General features: G+C 38.5%; 15 protein-coding genes and 1 pseudogene. 12 read left to right on the top strand and 4 right to left on the bottom strand.

Features of this window, described 5'->3' with window-relative positions; all coding sequences use genetic code 11:
- Positions 1–354: 354 nt before the first annotated feature.
- The 11 genes and pseudogenes from H4J46_RS00580 to H4J46_RS17595 all read left to right on the top strand — a co-directional run bounded on the left by H4J46_RS00580 (position 355) and on the right by H4J46_RS17595 (position 11,507).
- The gene (locus tag H4J46_RS00580) at positions 355–1,245 is read left to right on the top strand and encodes an RNase RNM (protein ID WP_182231657.1); all 891 of its coding nucleotides are present in this window, start codon (positions 355–357) and stop codon (positions 1,243–1,245) included.
- Between the two features lie 156 nt (positions 1,246–1,401).
- Entirely contained in the window at positions 1,402–2,022 is a 621-nt protein-coding gene (locus tag H4J46_RS00575) for an L-threonylcarbamoyladenylate synthase (RefSeq protein WP_182231656.1), read from the top strand.
- Between the two features lie 98 nt (positions 2,023–2,120).
- Positions 2,121–2,993 carry a ScpA family protein gene (locus H4J46_RS00570; protein WP_182231655.1) on the top strand — a complete coding sequence of 291 codons (873 nt, stop codon included), beginning with the start codon at positions 2,121–2,123 and terminating at the stop codon, positions 2,991–2,993.
- A gap of 62 nt (positions 2,994–3,055) precedes the next feature.
- Positions 3,056–3,619, top strand: a complete 564-nt coding sequence (gene scpB / locus H4J46_RS00565; protein WP_182231654.1) for an SMC-Scp complex subunit ScpB — start codon at positions 3,056–3,058, stop codon at positions 3,617–3,619.
- 146 nt (positions 3,620–3,765) lie between these two features.
- The gene (rluB, locus tag H4J46_RS00560) at positions 3,766–4,626 is read left to right on the top strand and encodes a 23S rRNA pseudouridine(2605) synthase RluB (protein ID WP_146880085.1); all 861 of its coding nucleotides are present in this window, start codon (positions 3,766–3,768) and stop codon (positions 4,624–4,626) included.
- Between the two features lie 398 nt (positions 4,627–5,024).
- The gene (rnd, locus tag H4J46_RS00555; protein WP_310650188.1) at positions 5,025–6,176 is read left to right on the top strand and encodes a ribonuclease D; all 1,152 of its coding nucleotides are present in this window, start codon (positions 5,025–5,027) and stop codon (positions 6,174–6,176) included.
- A gap of 177 nt (positions 6,177–6,353) precedes the next feature.
- Positions 6,354–6,653: a YcgL domain-containing protein gene (locus H4J46_RS00550; RefSeq protein ID WP_182231653.1), complete on the top strand. Its 300-nt coding sequence runs from the start codon at positions 6,354–6,356 to the stop codon at positions 6,651–6,653.
- Positions 6,653–7,720, top strand: coding sequence for a lytic transglycosylase domain-containing protein (locus H4J46_RS00545; protein WP_182231652.1), 1,068 nt, complete (start codon positions 6,653–6,655; stop codon positions 7,718–7,720). The genes H4J46_RS00550 and H4J46_RS00545 overlap by 1 nt, the downstream gene beginning before the upstream one ends.
- Positions 7,721–7,795: 75 nt before the next feature.
- Positions 7,796–8,344, top strand: coding sequence for a YcgN family cysteine cluster protein (locus H4J46_RS00540; RefSeq protein WP_182231651.1), 549 nt, complete (start codon positions 7,796–7,798; stop codon positions 8,342–8,344).
- 1,563 nt (positions 8,345–9,907) lie between these two features.
- Entirely contained in the window at positions 9,908–10,288 is a 381-nt protein-coding gene (locus H4J46_RS00535) for a hypothetical protein (RefSeq protein ID WP_182231650.1), read from the top strand.
- A gap of 311 nt (positions 10,289–10,599) precedes the next feature.
- Positions 10,600–11,507 (top strand): annotated as a pseudogene (locus tag H4J46_RS17595) (transposase).
- Between the two features lie 559 nt (positions 11,508–12,066).
- On the opposite strand, the gene H4J46_RS00525 reads toward H4J46_RS17595, so the two are convergent.
- A complete protein-coding gene (locus H4J46_RS00525; RefSeq protein ID WP_182231649.1) occupies positions 12,067–12,453 on the bottom strand; it encodes a hypothetical protein in 387 nt (128 codons plus the stop codon).
- An 875-nt stretch (positions 12,454–13,328) separates the two neighbouring features.
- The gene (gene ubiG, locus H4J46_RS00520) at positions 13,329–14,126 is read right to left on the bottom strand and encodes a bifunctional 2-polyprenyl-6-hydroxyphenol methylase/3-demethylubiquinol 3-O-methyltransferase UbiG (protein WP_182231648.1); all 798 of its coding nucleotides are present in this window, start codon (positions 14,124–14,126) and stop codon (positions 13,329–13,331) included.
- A gap of 48 nt (positions 14,127–14,174) precedes the next feature.
- Here ubiG and H4J46_RS00515 point away from each other — a divergent pair, with 48 nt between their 5' ends.
- On the top strand, positions 14,175–14,537 hold the full coding sequence (locus tag H4J46_RS00515) for a DUF2237 family protein (protein WP_182231647.1): 363 nt from the start codon (positions 14,175–14,177) through the stop codon (positions 14,535–14,537).
- Positions 14,538–15,070: 533 nt separating this feature from the next.
- On the opposite strand, the gene H4J46_RS00510 is transcribed toward H4J46_RS00515, so the two are convergent.
- On the bottom strand, positions 15,071–16,009 hold the full coding sequence (locus H4J46_RS00510) for a universal stress protein (protein ID WP_182231646.1): 939 nt from the start codon (positions 16,007–16,009) through the stop codon (positions 15,071–15,073).
- Between the two features lie 129 nt (positions 16,010–16,138).
- Positions 16,139–17,074: a universal stress protein gene (locus tag H4J46_RS00505; RefSeq protein ID WP_182231645.1), complete on the bottom strand. Its 936-nt coding sequence runs from the start codon at positions 17,072–17,074 to the stop codon at positions 16,139–16,141.
- Between the last annotated feature and the right edge of the window lie 20 nt (positions 17,075–17,094).

Raw genomic sequence — 17,094 nt, 5'->3', positions numbered from 1 at the left:
ACAAATAATCTATTTAAAAAAAGTCATCCAGCGTAAATAGGCAGAAGCCACCATAAGAACCAACGTTTAGCTTTAATGCGCAACATAGTCATTCTCTTGTCATGTTAATTAATTCAAAATTTTTTTAAAAAAAAACCCGCAATAAGGTGCGGGTTTTCGAAGTTTTTACGTACAAGTAAACATCACAACCCAGTTATCTAGAGTTATGCCACCACCAAATCAAAGAAATAGTTTTTTTTACTTGTATCATTATCTGTTTTATCTCAGTAAAATCGTTGTCATTCACTTGCCTAATTAGCGACTTGCACTTGTTTTAAACAGTTTTAAGTCCCTATAGAAGAACCGATTCACGTAATGATGTCAACTACTGATTCTACAAATGAGAAAGATTTTTCAAACTTGCGCGTTGATCTGCACAGCCATACTAATTGCTCTGATGGCGCATTAACGCCAAAAGAGCTAATAGAACGGGCAGTTAACTTTCAAATTGACGTATTAGCCATCACTGATCACGATACAGTTAAAGGTCTTGATAGTGCAAAACAAACTATTATAGACAAAAATATTCCATTAACTTTGATTGATGGCATTGAAATATCGACGCAATGGCAGGGTTTTGAAATTCATATTGTTGGTTTAAATATTAATACTGACCACGAGGCATTACAGGCGTTAATTTCAGCACAACAGGAACGTCGAGAAGCGCGCGCTATTTCGATGGGCGAAAAATTAACAAAGTGCGGTTTTAACGACGTTTACAGCCAAGCTAAAGCATTAGCGGGTGAAGGCTCTATCACCCGAGCACATTTTGCTAAAGTACTTTTGCACCGCGGTATTGTTAGTAAAATGCAAGCAGCCTTTGATAAATATATTGGTAAAGGTCAGCGGGCCTATGTCAATCCAAATTGGTGTAGTATCGAAGAAGCTGTAACAGTTATTCATGCTGCTGGTGGTGTTGCTGTGATGGCGCATCCGATCCGTTACGACTTAACTGCTAAATGGTTACGGCGCTTAATTGTTGATTTTAAAGCGGCACAAGGTGATGGTTTAGAGGTGGTTTTACCACAAATGAACAACGAACAGCGTAAAATAATGTTAAGCTATTGTGCAGAATATGATTTACATGCTTCGATGGGATCTGACTTTCATCAACCAAGTCGCTGGAGTGACTTAGGGCGAAATTTAGTGATGCCTGAGCAGGCCAAACCTATTTGGCAACTGTGGCAAACACAAGCAATAAGTTAATTGTCTATTTTAGTGCTTGGTAGTTAATCACCTTTAAAGTACGTGAGAAATTTTAGTCACAGGTCAGTTTAATTAAGCGCTATAGCTAATTTTAATTAATCACTTAATTTAACGCTACCTTATCATGACAAACCTGTTATTTAGTTGGAGCTCATTATGAGTCAGTTTTTTTATGTTCACCCTGATAACCCGCAAGGTCGTTTAATGAAACAAGCGGCTGCTATTATTCGCCAAGGTGGCGTCATTGTTTATCCAACCGACTCTGGTTACGCTTTAGGCTGTCATATCGGTGATAAAAAAGCCTTAGAGCGAATTTGTAATATTAGAGATATTAATAAAGATCATAATTTCACCTTAATGTGCAGCGACTTATCCGAATTATCCGAATATACTCGTGTTGAAAACAGTGTTTTTCGTTTGCTGAAAAATAATAGTCCAGGGCCTTATACCTTTATTTTTAAAGGCTCTAAGGAAGTTCCTAAACGCTTATTAAATCCAAAACGTAAAACTATAGGTATTCGCGTCCCTGACAATAATATTGCCCAAGCACTATTAGCTGAATTAGGTGAGCCAATAATGTCGACCACCTTGATCATGCCCGGTGATGCAACCGCAGAATTTGACCCTGAGCATATCCGCGATATTTTAGAACACCAGGTTGACTTGATTATCAATGGTGGGCATTTAGGCGAAAAGCCAACCACTGTGATTGATTTTTCTAATGATGAAGTTGAAATCATTCGGTTTGGTGAAGGCGATCCTACACCGTTTCAATAAAGCGGCTTAGCATAATTAACGATTAGCCATGATCTTTTGAGCATGAGCCTTTCCCGGTTAATCTATGAAACAAAAATCTTTAATGTTGAAAGCTACTGATGTCCGATAGTACAGATAAATTATCTAATAAGATTACGCAAGGTAATAGTCCAGCGTCTGGTGTTATGTTGCAGCAAGTATTACCCTTTGCCTTGTTACGCGGTGAGGCCATTATTGAAAAACCACAAGATTTATTTATTCCGCCTGACGCTTTAGAAGTTATTCTAGAGTTGTTTGAAGGGCCGCTTGATCTTTTACTGTATTTAATTCGAAAACAAAAATTCGATATTCTAGATTTACCTATTTTCCCTATTACCACGCAATATATGGCTTATGTCGATTTAATGAAAGATATTAAGTTGGAACTAGCTGCTGAATATTTAGTTATGGCAGCGATTTTAGCCGAAATCAAATCACGCTTATTATTACCCAAACAAGCCGTGATAGAAGACGAGGGTGATCCAAGAGCTGAATTGGTTAGAAAGTTACAAACATATGAAGTAATCAAAAAAGCGGCTGAAAACCTTGATGCATTACCGCGAGTTGATCGCGATAACTTTGTTGCCAATGTAGAATTAGCCGAAAAATTGGTCCCTGAAATACTCAATAGCCAAGTGGATCTAGCCGAGTTAGTAACAGCCCTGCAAGGTGTAATAAAGCGCACCCAAGCTTATGAACACCATCATATTCATAAAGAGTCATTATCGACTAGAGAGCGTATGGCAGATATTTTGGCAACACTTACACAGACTAAAAATGAGCAAGCTTATAGAAATTTTAGCGACTTATTTACCGTGAAAGAGGGTAAGCAAGGTGTTGTGGTGACATTTTTAGCCATTCTTGAACTCATCAAAGAGTCGTTGATCGAGTGTGTTCAAACGCAAGTTTATGGTGAAATACGCGTTTGTCTTCCTCGGTATGCTCAGTTCTAGCAAAACCTAATGCAGAACTTACAGCAAAATTTATAACAGAATTAAGGTCGAGATTAGCCGCAATGATAACCGATAAAATACGCCACAAAGACATCGATGATGCCAAGCTACAACGCTTGGTTGAAGCCGCATTATTTATTGCAGATAAGCCGTTGTCTGTGCAATTACTTAAACGTGATTTTTTAATTGAATATCGTATTAGTAATCTTCGTATTCGTGATATAATCATCGCTATTCAGGCCCAATATAAAGGCCGTGGTGTTGAGCTTAATAAAGTAGCCTCAGGCTATCGTTTTCAAACACCCACAGAATTTAGTGATGATTTAGCGCATTTATATAAAGAAAGAGCACCGAAATATTCACGTGCTATTTTAGAGACATTAGCGTTAATTGCTTACAAACAACCGATAACCCGTGGTGAAATAGAAGACATTCGCGGTGTTGGTGTTAGTAGTCAAATCATTAAGACATTAACGGAAAGAAATTGGATTAAAACTGTAGGTCATAAGGAAGTGCCAGGTCGACCTGTATTGTATGCAAGTACGCAAGAATTTCTTGATTACTTTTCGCTAACATCACTGGACCAATTGCCAGAACTAATGCCTATGGCAGATTTTACTAGTTAAGGTGTTTAACACTTTAGCTATAATCACCATTATAATAATTAAACACCGGGGTTATTTACCCTAAACTTAAAGAGACAGAGACGTAATAGTAGCCGGTTTTATACCCTGTTATCTGTGAAGTTACTGACGTAAGAGAGTTAAGACCTATGTCTGAAAAATTGCAAAAAGTATTAGCACGAGCAGGTGCTGGTTCACGTCGTGAAATGGAAACCTACATTAGCGCTGGTCGTGTGAGTGTTGAAGGTAAAACTGCTTATTTAGGCGATCGTGTTGAAGGCAATGAACTTATTCGAGTTGATGGCCATCAAATTAAGCTTAAGGCATTAGAAGAAGACTTTTGCCGGGTACTGATGTACAACAAGCCGGAAGGTGAAATGTGTACCCGTAAAGATCCTGAAGGTCGCCCAACAGTGTTTGACCGTTTACCTAAGTTAGATGGTAGCCGCTGGGTTGCGGTAGGTCGTTTGGATATTAACACCTCAGGCATGTTACTTTTTACCACTGATGGTGAGCTTGCCAATCGTTTAATGCATCCTTCAAAACAGGTTGAACGTGAATACGCTGTACGTATATTTGGTGATGTTAATGAAGCCATGTTACAAACCTTGCGCCATGGCGTTAAATTAGAAGATGGTACTGCGAAGTTTCAAAAAATTACTTATCGAGGTGGTGAAGGTCGTAACCATTGGTTCCATGTTGTGCTGTCTGAAGGACGTAACCGTGAAGTTCGTCGTTTGTGGGAAAGCCAAGATGTACAAGTAAGCCGCTTGATCCGTGTTCGCTACGGTGACATGGAAATGAAGCGTCAGTTACCTTTAGGTGGTTGGACAGAATTAAACTTAAAAGATGTTAACTACTACAGAACACTGGTTGATTTAGCGCCTGAAATACAAAGTAAAGTTAAGGTTGACGAAAAAGCCATGGATAACGCAAAAAGTCGCAGAATTCGTCGCTCAGTGAAAAAACATCAACACCGCAGCAAACAAGTAACTAGACGTAAACGTTAAAAATCGTACTATGCTAGTGTTGAAATTTAGTGCTGAAAAAAATGACAAGTTCAATTAACTCTCGAACTTGTCATTTTTATTTGTGCTGAGCCATTAAATATCATCTTAGCAATCGTTAGAAAACAATTAGAAAATAGGCTATGGTACGCTTAATATCAAGTTGATTAATTATCTGCTTATTTTTAATAGTTAAAATGAAAAGTTACCAGGTTATAAAATTTATAAGGTGAATAACTACTGACTAAATTTTAGGCCTCATATTTATCCATTGTGCCTGATGAGCAAGGTGATTATTTAATGAGTCAAATTAGTATAATGCAACTTCCCGTTACCCGCTGTTAACGTTTCAATGTAACAACAAGCGATTTTCTTAGTATTTGGTTTATATAGGATATTACGTGCAAGCAACTCTTGAAAGAATTTATGTCGAAGACTCCGAGCAATTACATCTAGTTTGTCAACGCTATTCCCAAGCAAGTATACTGGCTATCGATACTGAGTTTGTGCGCACACGAACGCTCTATCCAAAATTAGGGCTGATTCAAATAAACGACGGTAAAACCTTAGCCTTAATTGATCCAGTTGCTTTGCTAGACCTATCGCCTTTTTGGCAATTACTTGAAAATCCGAATGTGCAAAAAGTGCTGCATGCGTGCTCCGAAGATCTTGAAGTTTTTCTTACCGCAGGTAACTGTCAGCCTTTAAACTTAATTGACAGTCAAATTATTATGTCATTTTTAGGTCATGGCATATCAATGGGCTATGCCGCTATGATTGCGCATTACACAGGGATAGAATTAGACAAGTCTGAATCTAGGGCCGATTGGATGAAAAGGCCGCTAACACAAAAGCAACTTAGTTATGCGGCGGCTGATGTTGAGCACTTGTTTGATATTCTGCCTAGATTAATGGCCGATATTGAACAGTCTGGTTGGCTGGCGGCAGTAAAAGAAGAAAGTGATGTCATGGTTGAACGTAAGTTTAAAGTCATTGATGAAAGCCAGTTGTATCTCAATGTTAAAATGGCTTGGCGTTTAAATCCACCACAACTTTATCGATTACAGCAATTAACCATTTGGCGCTATCAACAAGCTAAACTAAAAGATCGGCCGATTGGTTTTATTGCCAAAGATCATACCTTATTCGCCTTAGCGCAAATTAATCCCAGTAATGTCGGTGCTATGTCGAGCATTGAAGGTGTTGAATTACTTGATATTCGCCATAAAGGTAACGCTATGCTGACGGTATTAAAACGTGTAGCTGAAGCACAAGATATTAAATTACCTAAGCAAATTACTCGTCTGGACGAATATCCTGGATATAAACAGAACTTTAAAAAAGTTAAAAATTATATTAACGAATTAAGTACACAAACCAACTTACTGACAGAGAACTTAGCGTCTAAAAAACAAATAAATCAATTTCTTTCTTGGCATTTCAAGCTCAATGATGCAGAGAACAACCCCAGCATGGTTGATATTATGCGCGGTTGGCGTAAGCCCTTGTTAGGTGATCAATTGCTAGCATTTGTTGAGAATGACTTTCAATAACTTAACTATCAGTTAGGGATAAATTGCGCATAACTGATGCTTGAATTACGCAGAGTAAAACATCATATAACAAGTAAAGGCGTTGTCGTCTTGTGATAATAACTTTACTCAAAGCTTGCTAAGATAAAGCCAAGTTAGCAACATTTCATAATCCATTTTTAATCATAGGTCTCCATTATGCTGTGTAGTGTTTATAAAAGTTCCAAAAAAGTACAAACCTATCTCTTTATTAATAAACGAGATGATTTTTCTGATGTGCCTGAAGCCTTAATGAAAATGTTTGGTAAGCCCGTGTTGGTTACTGTGCTTAACCTCGCAACAAAAGTAAAACTGGGCTTTTCTGACCTTGATAAAGTAAAAGTAAGTTTAGTTAAACAAGGTTATTACTTGCAATTAACGCCGCAGGAAGAAGACATGCTAAAAGCGCACAAGGTTAATATGCAAGGTAGTGATGAGAGTCAAGGAGATGAATCATAATGCGCTCTATCAACGCGATAAAATCAGTAAAAATATTATTACTTTCACTTTGTTTAGCCCTGTGTTCACAAACTAGCTTTGCTGCTGACAAAGCACCGACAGCGTCAGATACTAAAGTCAGCTTTGAGCAATACATTGTTAAGCTCAAGCAAGAGGCGCTAGCTAAGGGTTTTGAACAAGCATTAATTGATGACGCTTTTGCTAATGTTGTGTTTCATCAACGTGCGGTAAAAGCCGATCGCAATCAGCCGGAAACGGTTGAAACACTTGATACTTATTTACCAAAGCGCTTACCGGATTGGAAAATAAAGCGTGCTAGAGCAAAATATAAAGAACACGAAGTGCTGCTAAAAAAAGTAGCCGCAAAATACGGTGTGCAACCGCGTTTTATTGTCGCGCTTTGGGGGCTAGAAACTAACTTTGGCAAAATAATGGGTAACTATAATGTTATTTCTGCGTTATCAACTTTAGCGTATGAAGGACGCCGCGAAGTCTTCTTTAAAAAGCAGCTTTGGGCCGCGTTACAAATATTAAAAGAGGGCCATATTGATAGTGTCAATATGAAAGGCTCTTGGGCCGGTGCTATGGGGCAAAATCAGTTTATACCCACTTCTTTTGTTGGCTATGCCGTTGATGGCGATGGCGATGGTAAAAAAGATATTTGGGCCAACCAAGCGGATGTTTTTGCTTCAATGGCAAATTATTTGAATAAACAAGGCTGGAGTGATCAACTTACTTGGGGCCGCCAAGTTAAGCTACCCAGTGGTTTTGATACCTCGTTAGCGATTCCTAAAAATACTGGTGGTCGTAAAAACTGGTTAAAAGCTTGGGCTAAAAGTGAAAAAACCTTGGCACAGTGGCAAGCTTTAGGCATTCGACGCAGCGACGGTACTAACTTACCTGTAGTTGATATTAAAGCCGCCTTAGTTTTTCCTGATGACAAAAAAGGTCGTGCTTACTTGGCTTACAACAACTACAAAAGCTTAATGCATTGGAATTTATCTTATTACTTTGTCAGTTCAGTTGGACATTTATCAGATCAGATTAAATATCCACCTATTCAATAAAAGTATTAAAAATACAGTATTAAATAGCACGTATTAAAAAATAATAGAAAGTAATAAACAGCGATAATTAGCCCTATGAGTAAAAAAAGTAACCGTTCGATAATAAAATCAAAAAAAGTGCCAGTCGAACGTTTTTGGGAAACCAAATCATTAGATGAAATGAGCAGACCCGAATGGGAGTCATTATGTGATGGCTGTGCTAAATGCTGTTTACATAAATTTATTGACGATGAAAGCACCACAGACGAAATGGATCTGATGCCGACAACACATATTACTGAAAGCGAGCAAATGAGTTACTCGAGCATTGCATGTCATTTACTTAATGATAAAAGTTGTCAATGTTCTAAGTACGAGCAACGTACTGAGCTTGTGCCAGATTGTGTGCAGTTAACCCAAGACAACTTAGATGATGTGTTTTTTATGCCAACAAGTTGTACTTATCGTCGTTTAAAAGAGGGCAGAGGCATGCCCTCTTGGCATCCGCTGCTTCACAATGGTAAAAAATCAGCTATGCATCAGGCGGGCATGTCAGTTCGTGGCAAAATTGTTAAAGATAACGAGGTTCAATTAGAAGACTTTGAAGACTACATTGTTCTGTGGCCGCTACACGATATAGATTAAAGCGGATAATACTTGGCTATTTATATTTTTCCTATATAGGTTAATAGTCAGTTAAACAGTTAAACAGTTAACGGACTAAAGTTAGACCTACAAAAGATCACAAAAAAATTTAACACAGCATGATCACTCTTAGGCATTATTTAGGTTAAACTTTAGTCCATCAGGTTAAATGAAATTTGATCTTTTTCTGGTTTAAATGCTGAACAAAAAAACAATACTTGCTGTAGACAGCAGTGATCCCATAACATTAACCGCTCGCTTAACGGTTGACGGACTAAAGTCCGAGCTACAAAAAATCGCTGAACAATAGGTTACACACTATTGTAGAAGCTAAATAAAGACAGAAAAAATTTGGCAGTAAGTCTTATTTATTAAAAAAGTATCAAAAACATTCCAAATAAAGTTGGAACCTGCCTTCTTGGTGCGCAAGAGTGGAAGAAAAATTTTGAAATTTTTTGTATAGATAGAATTCGATTGCACACTCTTTAGTTGATTTCAGAAGGTCGAAGGTTAACTTGATAATTATTAGCATAGCAGCCATCCCTAAAATTGATTTTTAGACTAATATCATGATCAAAAAATCAAATACAGTTGTAGAACGAGAATAATTGCTATGACTCTTGTAAGCTCATGATGCCTTTGGCGACTCATATCTGAACATTCAATTTTTCCAAATAGCCGATCTAATTTAGACACATATTTATCACAATAAATAGTCCACTTCGCCACCTCAACAGTCATTCGTCATTAAACTAGTAATCTTCAATGGCAAAGTGCGTAAGTAAGTAAGTAAGTAAGTAAGTAAGTAGTTCGCTTCTGCTGTTGATCTCAGAGATGGTATTAACAATTTTACCCATCCGTATTATCCTAACTATAATAGGAGTTAACCTGTTGAAAAATGATAGTTGGATTATAAAAGTTAATTTCATCATCTAGTACGTTATAAACATTGGAACTAACCAAAACAGATTTTTGACAATCAATTAAACTTTGTGTCCTATTAGCATATTTTCCCCAAGCCTGCCTTGGTTGAACGTCACGTATATGCTTATAGGATGATTCTCAAAGCAGCTATATGCTTCTCCTGAAATCTGAATGAGATAATTCATGGTAGCTTTCAAGAAACGTAATTATATTTCCTTCTCGTACACTGTTGCTTTGTTTTTATTTTGATTAAAATGTAATGTGCGAGTCACTAACCTATCTTAAAGTTGAAGTCGTAAAAGCCTTAAAGAACGCATTAAATAATTATGATTACTAAAAGTAAGGTAAAGAACCAAGCAATGACTAAAAAACCACAATAGGATTAAATAAAAATATGAGCAAATAACCTCATATTTTTACCTAACATTTGAAGAAGATTTAAATTGGAAAAATTAGAGTGAAACATCAGAACCGCCATAAACTTGATAAATAACAAAGGTGATCTATAGTTAACGAATCAAGGAGTGAATTATCAAAGAGCGGTTATAAGTAAACACATTGTAGGAAGGTGATATTTTGTCGTGAGAACAGACTAAATGGAGGCTAACTACGCTTACTTAATTTAATGAGATCACTACCATGATAAAAATCCTAAATTACCTTGTTGTATCATTACTCACTATTGGACTTGCTGGCTGTGCTTCACCAGAGCCACCTAGAGATGTATCATCAGTGTCAACATCGAATACTAAAACATTAACCGATCCCAAAATTGGCGAAGCCAGCAGTGAAGGACTAACGATTACTTATGCCGAAATGTCCATGGGGTTCGATGCTGGCTGCAATCCCTATAAATCGTTTAGCTCTGAGCTAAACGAATGTAGTCAACTGCCATCAAATGTTGCAACTATGGCTATAGAGCATTGTCAAAAGTACAACAAAAAAGCGGTATTTCACGGAAACGGAACTAACTTCATACAAATGACAGTTTCTAATTTTACCTGCGAAAACAAACAGTAAAGTTATGGGGTGATGCTAATGGCTAAGACTTGGGTGCTATTTGGTAAAAGCAACAGAGGTAATTTATGTGCAACATCACTATTTAGGTTAGTGAGTAGCGCTAAATTACCATTTCGTTGGTGATTACCAGAATCAAATCCTTATCTTAGAGATGAAATTAGAAACACGGTTACGTCTGGCTATAACGATGTTGCAATGGCTGTTAGCCACAATTAAGTGGAGAGCCGTATGCGCTGAAAGGTATACGTACGGTTCGGGGAGGAGAAACAGAGAAATAGTTCAACTACGCTCCGCCTCTTACTCTACATCATATTTGCAGTCGAACCGTCCGCAAAGCTTTTTTATGTGGTGTTGATAAAGAAGCGGGTGTTAGCTATGAGCATAGACGTAGTTGGATTTAAAACGTATTTTTCAACTATATCAAGTGGTTGTGATTGATATTTGTGCCCATGCGGTCATACATAATCATTTGAATTCAGAACTGCATGTGAATAGTGAACCAATAAAAAACGAGTCTACATTAGATCTGCTGACTCGTTAGCATAAGTTGTTTAAAGGCACCATCCTGACCAAGAGATATTAATACAATCACACTGTAGATAAATTCGAGCTAGGAAGGGTTAAAGCAGCAGCCTTTGCCTATAAACAACGCTTAATCGATATTAGTTGCTTTGTGCGCTCATAAAACGAGCCTATTACCCGCCAAGCCAACACAGAAGATAAGTGTACAGGACATTTTTGAGAAGAGCGTTTTAAACGCTCAAGCTTTACTGGACGAAGGTGCATTACTAGCATGTATGGCTAGTGTTGACTTAAACCCCATACGTGTAAGGATTGCCACTACACCAGAGCAATCGAGCTTTACCCGTATTCAGCTGGGTATCAAAGCGGCCATCAAGGGTGAGCAACCCTCAATGTTATTGCCTTTCACAAGTAATGAACACCAAGAAAAATCAGTAGGCATCTCTTTTAGCTGAAAGGATTACTTGACCCTCGTTGATGAAACCAGACGAGTGATAAGAGAAGACAAACGGGGTGCGATTAACACTAACACCGCGCAAATACTCTCAAGACTGCACAGTAGTGATAAAAGTGGGTTAAAAAGCTCACCTCAAATTTTGAAGGTGTTTTCACCGGTGCTGTGGGTACTGCTGAGCATGTGGGTTTAAAACGTACACAGGGTATTGCTAATGCTCAGGCTTGTTTAAATAGCGCTTAGCTTATTTTCATTTCAAAAAGTACCATAACGCTAGGTTATCCGCGTATAACAAGAGCAACTCGCCTGAAACTCTTCAGTGTCGCCAATAATAGTCATATTCGAAAGTGAGGAAGTGACTTGTCTGAGTTTGAACATATTTCTTGTGCTAGTAGAGGGTCTCATCCGAGGTGGCCTGCACTGAGACCTTTTAATGATTTACCTTGGTGGGCAGGCTATCTATTTACTTACTTTGGCAAAAAAATGGCCAGACTATAACCGTCTGACCATCAACTCTGAGAAATGGCACGTATTACATACAGTGCGTCATTATTGCTAATTAATCGAGTGTCTCCAGATAAGTGAAGACAGCATCTGAATTTTCACAAGTGGCTGGACTACCGTCACTCTCTACACCAATGCTACCTATACTAATGGCGCCCGTCGCATACAAGTGACCGCAACTAACCGATGAAGTCGCCGCGTTAACCGCGCCTCCTACAAATCTCTCTTTGATGATGGTCATCTTCTTTGCCATGTCGTCATTAGACTGAATTCCTACACCATCTTCGCAGCCGTCTCTCTAGTTACTATCGTTATAGGTCCCAGCGCCAAAGGTGATTGTGGCTAATTGCTCGTCTGTAATAAATTTCGACCACGCATCAGCGCCCAAGGTAATGGCAGCGCCCGCGATGATGTTGTGAGCGATGGCATTTGCCCCGACTCCCACGGCAGCGCCAGCATAGATGTCATTTACCTCACTATTAGCACCGATAACAACGACCGCTTGTGCAGCGAGATGTCCGCCAACATTATTACCTGAGAATGGGGTTTGCCCTGCTATACTCAACTCACCACCCGATATTGCAGAGTACGTGAGCATATCGGCATCTTGTGCATTTGCTAAACCAGCGACAGACAAAGCCAAAGCGGTTAAGCAGATTTTTAACACTATATTTTTATTTTTCATTATCTACTTCTATTTTATGTTGTGTTGTGTCGTGTGATAATCCTATAGTTGGGGTACCCAAGGTGTAAGGTAACAACTACCTATTAATCAACCCCCATGATGTGAAGTGAATGCACGTTGCTTTCCTGAAGAGGCAATGGCCTATATGTTCATATTATGAGCAAAAAATCATACGGAGTCTGCTGAGTTAAAAGCAAGCATTACGCAAAAAAAATACTTTATATAATACATCGCGTTAATTTATTTTTCCTGTTGCCAATATATGGCCGTGTAAAAAGCCCTGACTCATTCATTTGGATTAAACCGACAGGACAGTTGTGCGTGACATCTACGGGCTCTGCCCTCACTGGGTTTTCCGTGGTTTGCTAATAAGGCGTTGAAAGGGTGGCGTTTGATGGCATGTTAGTAAAGATGTTGACTTCCCGGTATTTGCTCGGTTGAGTCAGTTATCATTTTACTGTGAACGGCTGCAATAAACGAAAAATAGCCATAGGATTGAATGCCCCCGACTATCTGCAAGTCGCTCTAAGAAGACATTAAGCTTTTCAATACCTAACGTTAACTAAGCGCACTTTGAAGTCATGCCAACGCTACGATATGAATGACCGCTTTGGTAGCTTATTTTTCTGTCAGCCTGACAAAAACTTCCATCAAAAAACATATGTTTCAATCTATCGGAAACGTTGGCTAACATACTCATTTTCTCCCTAAAGCTTTAAGCCATTCACTTTATAATTGAATAAGCGTGTTGTTCAATAGAGCCAAATAAGTCGACCCTGTTTGCTATGAAAAAAGTCACCTAACGCAAGATAACAACAAAGTTTGTGAGCATATCGGTCAACTTTATCTTGCATAAAAAGTGCTCATTTTCCGTGCTAATCAGGAGTTAAGCGCTGGTATACTTGCACATAATTAACCGCTAGGCTGGACGTTGTAGACCAGGTTTTAGTGAATAAGTTATATGTCATGCCAATGCCGGTTACTAACTGTAATCGCCCGTTTTCAGCCATGTTATTTAATTCAATTGGTTTAACAAAGGCATGCCAGCTGTGGGTGCCAATGGGTAAATATCGCATAATATATTCAGCACCTACAATGGCGACCAGATAAGATTTAATCGTACGATTTAGCGTTGCCATGATGACACAGCCATTTACTTTACATAATTGACTACATTGCTTCAGTAAGTCTTGTTGATTGGGTATATGTTCAATGACTTCAGCATTAATCACCACATCGTAGCGATTTTCATCGTTTTTACTGGTGTGTTGAGCATGCTCGTGACGATACTCAATATCAAGTTGAGATGTTAAAGCATGACGTTTTGCGACTTCAATACTCATTTCGCTGACATCGATGCCCACCACGGTAGCGCCTGCTTTTGCCAAAGGCTCACAAACTAAACCACCACCACAGCCCACATCTAAAATATGTAAGCCTTGCAGAGGATTTAGTTTGTTGGGATCGCGATGATAAAATTTGCAAATTTGCGCTATAAAATAAGCTACTCGCACTCGATTAAATTCAAGTGCGGTTTTGTACTGACCGTTTGAATCCCACCAACTTTCAGCTAACTTATCAAATTTGGCGATTTCTTTAAGACTATAATTACCGGTAGAAGTGCGTTCAGTGCTATCATTTTGGACGGGATTAAGCTTACTTTTGTCTAGCATGGTAATATTATCCTTTTAATCTAATGTTAATTAACACAAGGCATATTCATGGAAAATCAATTCAATGTATTAGGCACGCGTTTAGAGTTATGTTGTAGTAATACGGGTTTCACCCGAAAAGGGTTCTGTTATGTACCCGAAAATGATTTTGGTAACCATAGTGTCTGTGCGGTTATGACCGACGAATTCCTAGAATTTTCAAAAGCACAAGGTAATGATTTAATCACGCCTAATCATATGTATAACTTTGCCGGCTTAAAAGCGGGTGACAAATGGTGTTTGTGCGCTGTTCGCTGGTATCAAGCGATTGCAGACAAGGTTGCACCACCGATTATACTTGCGTCTACTAACCAAAAAGCGTTAAAAGTCGTGTCATTAGAGGCTTTAAAAGCTCATGAATATGTTGAGTAATCCTCTATGCTCAATATTCTTCTCTTTTGCTATTTGACACTGTAATTGAGTGAATGATCCAGCGCTTATCACTTTAGTTATTTTCAGACCTAAACAAGGAAGTTTTTATCTATTTAAAACCCTATTTGTTGACTTGTAAATCCCCAATAAAAAATTTCAATGCTTTTTTCTGACCTTTCGATAGCTTCTATCAAACAGTTTACGCTATTTTAAGCCGGTAATCTTCGCCAGTTTCTTGATGAGAAAATACATAGTGGTAAGCGACTTAATATTAGTTGAAAGTTAATTAGCCAACTTAGCGCAAGAGTAGTGAGCTTAGTACAAGAAAAATGTGTTACAAATATCATAGGCGAGCAATGAATAGCATTCATCTGATTGCTATTCATTAGTCAAGGTCGATTTATAACGCTTATAGGCGTTATTATTGATTGTCTCTAGCATTCATAAGGCCTCAGGTTATTAGGGATTAGGCTGTCGTCGCAGCACCAAGCATAAGCCTTATTTTTATAACAATGTTATCTTAAAATAAAAGCCTATTTAATAGGTGAGGTAAAGCCTATAGGTTTTAACGTTAATACTGAACATGAGACTTCACTTAATATTGACTCAGCCGTGTTGCCAATAAAAAGTCCAGCAATACCGGTTCGACATACCGTGCCCATTACGAGCAAATCAATGTCTTGCTCGGCGATGTATTTAGGGATTTCTTCTTGAGCAATCCCCTCAATCAATACTGTTATGGGCAAGTCGCCATCAACAAAGTGATTGTTGATGTAGTGATCAAAACGTTTTTTTCTATCCAATTGCTGCTTCATGATTAATTCAAGGCGATCAACTGCAGAGTTATGGCCCCAGCTTTTTAAATAATCTTCATCAGGCAATTGCCAAGCATGTATAACATGTAATTCTGCTTTTTCTGACACCGCTAAATGGGCGGCCCATGTTAAAATGGTATTGTTAAGCGCGAGCCCTTCTTTGCTTGGCGCATAAACATCTATAGCCGCCACTATGCGCTTAATTGGCTCATCGGCTTTTGTACCAACCGCTAGTAGCGGACAAGGGCATTTCCTCATGAGGTGAATAGTGGTACTACCAAAAAACCTTCTACGACTTTGCTCACCCGTTCTTGCGGCTAATATCACCAGATCATAGTTTTCTTGCTGTACTTTTTTAATCACGGCAATAAAAGGTACGCCGATTGTATTTTGTGCGTCAACAGCAATAGCGGGGTGATAAAACTTTTCAATATTCTTTTTTAAAACTCGCTGCTGATCTTTTTGTAAATTGTCCATTAGCTCTTTCGAAGGCAATAGGGTGACCAATGCGAGCTGATCTTTAGGAAGTTCTTCTACCACACTAAAGAAGGTGATGTGTGAGTGATGACTTTTTGCTAATTTAATTGCTTGTGAAACAACTGAAGCTTGAATTGAGTTTGCTGGGGTTACGAGTAATAACTTATTTAAAGAAACCATTGTCTTCTCCTATTATGATCAAATTCAGTAACACTGTGGTTAAGTTGTCGCTATATCTTTGGTGCTTATACTATTTCTTAACTTGTTTAAATCTCCAGCTTGTAGTGAAGCACGTATATATACCCACGCTTAATATATGGGTGAGACCCAATTCTCGGGTTTTAAGGTGATGACTGAGGAATTAATCGCTTGAAGTACCGACTCAGAGGTATTGCCAATTAAAAATCCAGGAATGCCAGAGCGGCCAATAGTGCCCATAACAACAACATCGATACCCTTGTTATTAACAAAAGCAGGAATAATAGTTTTTGGGTTACCTTTGGCTAATATTTGCTCAAACTTACACTGCGTATACTCGTTCACCAAGATATTAAGACTCTCTTGGTATTCGCGTTCTTCATGCTTTAATAAGCTTTCAACTTTAGCGGGAGACACTCTGGTGAATGCGCCATGTCTAAGAGCTTCCTCACCATATAACGACCAGCATGACAAAATTGTTAATTCGGCACCTTTATACTGACTTAATGATGAGGCGATATCGATTATCATGCGATTTTGCGCACGACCTTCTGCATGCTGTTCCATTGAAAGGTCGACGGCAGCTAATACCTTTTTAACTGTATCCTGCTGCGCTTCTTTAATTAACCAAACAGGTTTAGGGCATTTACGCATGATATGAAAATCATTGCTGTCAAAGCTCTTTTCACTTTTATTTGCTACTTTGATCAGTAAATCAGCTTTGTTTAAAATAACGGCTTTAACGATTTCAATAAAGTTTTTACCTTTGGCGACATTGACTGAAACGTCTAAACCAGTGCTTTGTAATTGCTGTGCTAAATCAGTTAATTGGTCGAGCCGTTGGGCGACAATAAATTCGGTTAGCTCTGCAGGGCTGACAATATCGGCATAACTACTGAGGATAGTTTCATGCGGTTCAACTACGTCAAATAAAGTTATTTTTGCACCAGTTTTACTGGCCAGTTCAATGCCTCGCAATACGGCGATATCTAGTTCAGGCTTAGTTTGATCATTAACTTTTATGATTATATGTTTAAAACGTTTCATAGGGTTATCTCCTGCTGTTG

Source organism: Colwellia sp. MB02u-6 (assembly GCF_014077095.1).
Taxonomy (GTDB): Bacteria; Pseudomonadota; Gammaproteobacteria; order Enterobacterales; family Alteromonadaceae; genus Cognaticolwellia.
The sequence above is the reverse complement of the archived record's forward strand: the minus strand, read 5'-3'. Positions and strand labels throughout refer to the sequence as shown.

Coding starts and splice junctions, on each gene's coding strand:
- rluB (WP_146880085.1), top strand. CDS start 3,766: ATGTCTGAAAAATTGCAAAAAGTATTAGCACGAGCAGGTGCTGGTTCA.
- H4J46_RS00580 (WP_182231657.1), top strand. CDS start 355: ATGATGTCAACTACTGATTCTACAAATGAGAAAGATTTTTCAAACTTG.
- H4J46_RS00575 (WP_182231656.1), top strand. CDS start 1,402: ATGAGTCAGTTTTTTTATGTTCACCCTGATAACCCGCAAGGTCGTTTA.
- H4J46_RS00550 (WP_182231653.1), top strand. CDS start 6,354: ATGCTGTGTAGTGTTTATAAAAGTTCCAAAAAAGTACAAACCTATCTC.
- ubiG (WP_182231648.1), bottom strand. CDS start 14,126: ATGCTAGACAAAAGTAAGCTTAATCCCGTCCAAAATGATAGCACTGAA.
- H4J46_RS00525 (WP_182231649.1), bottom strand. CDS start 12,453: ATGAAAAATAAAAATATAGTGTTAAAAATCTGCTTAACCGCTTTGGCT.
- H4J46_RS00540 (WP_182231651.1), top strand. CDS start 7,796: ATGAGTAAAAAAAGTAACCGTTCGATAATAAAATCAAAAAAAGTGCCA.
- H4J46_RS00545 (WP_182231652.1), top strand. CDS start 6,653: ATGCGCTCTATCAACGCGATAAAATCAGTAAAAATATTATTACTTTCA.
- H4J46_RS00515 (WP_182231647.1), top strand. CDS start 14,175: ATGGAAAATCAATTCAATGTATTAGGCACGCGTTTAGAGTTATGTTGT.
- H4J46_RS00535 (WP_182231650.1), top strand. CDS start 9,908: ATGATAAAAATCCTAAATTACCTTGTTGTATCATTACTCACTATTGGA.
- scpB (WP_182231654.1), top strand. CDS start 3,056: ATGATAACCGATAAAATACGCCACAAAGACATCGATGATGCCAAGCTA.
- H4J46_RS00570 (WP_182231655.1), top strand. CDS start 2,121: ATGTCCGATAGTACAGATAAATTATCTAATAAGATTACGCAAGGTAAT.
- H4J46_RS00505 (WP_182231645.1), bottom strand. CDS start 17,074: ATGAAACGTTTTAAACATATAATCATAAAAGTTAATGATCAAACTAAG.
- H4J46_RS00510 (WP_182231646.1), bottom strand. CDS start 16,009: ATGGTTTCTTTAAATAAGTTATTACTCGTAACCCCAGCAAACTCAATT.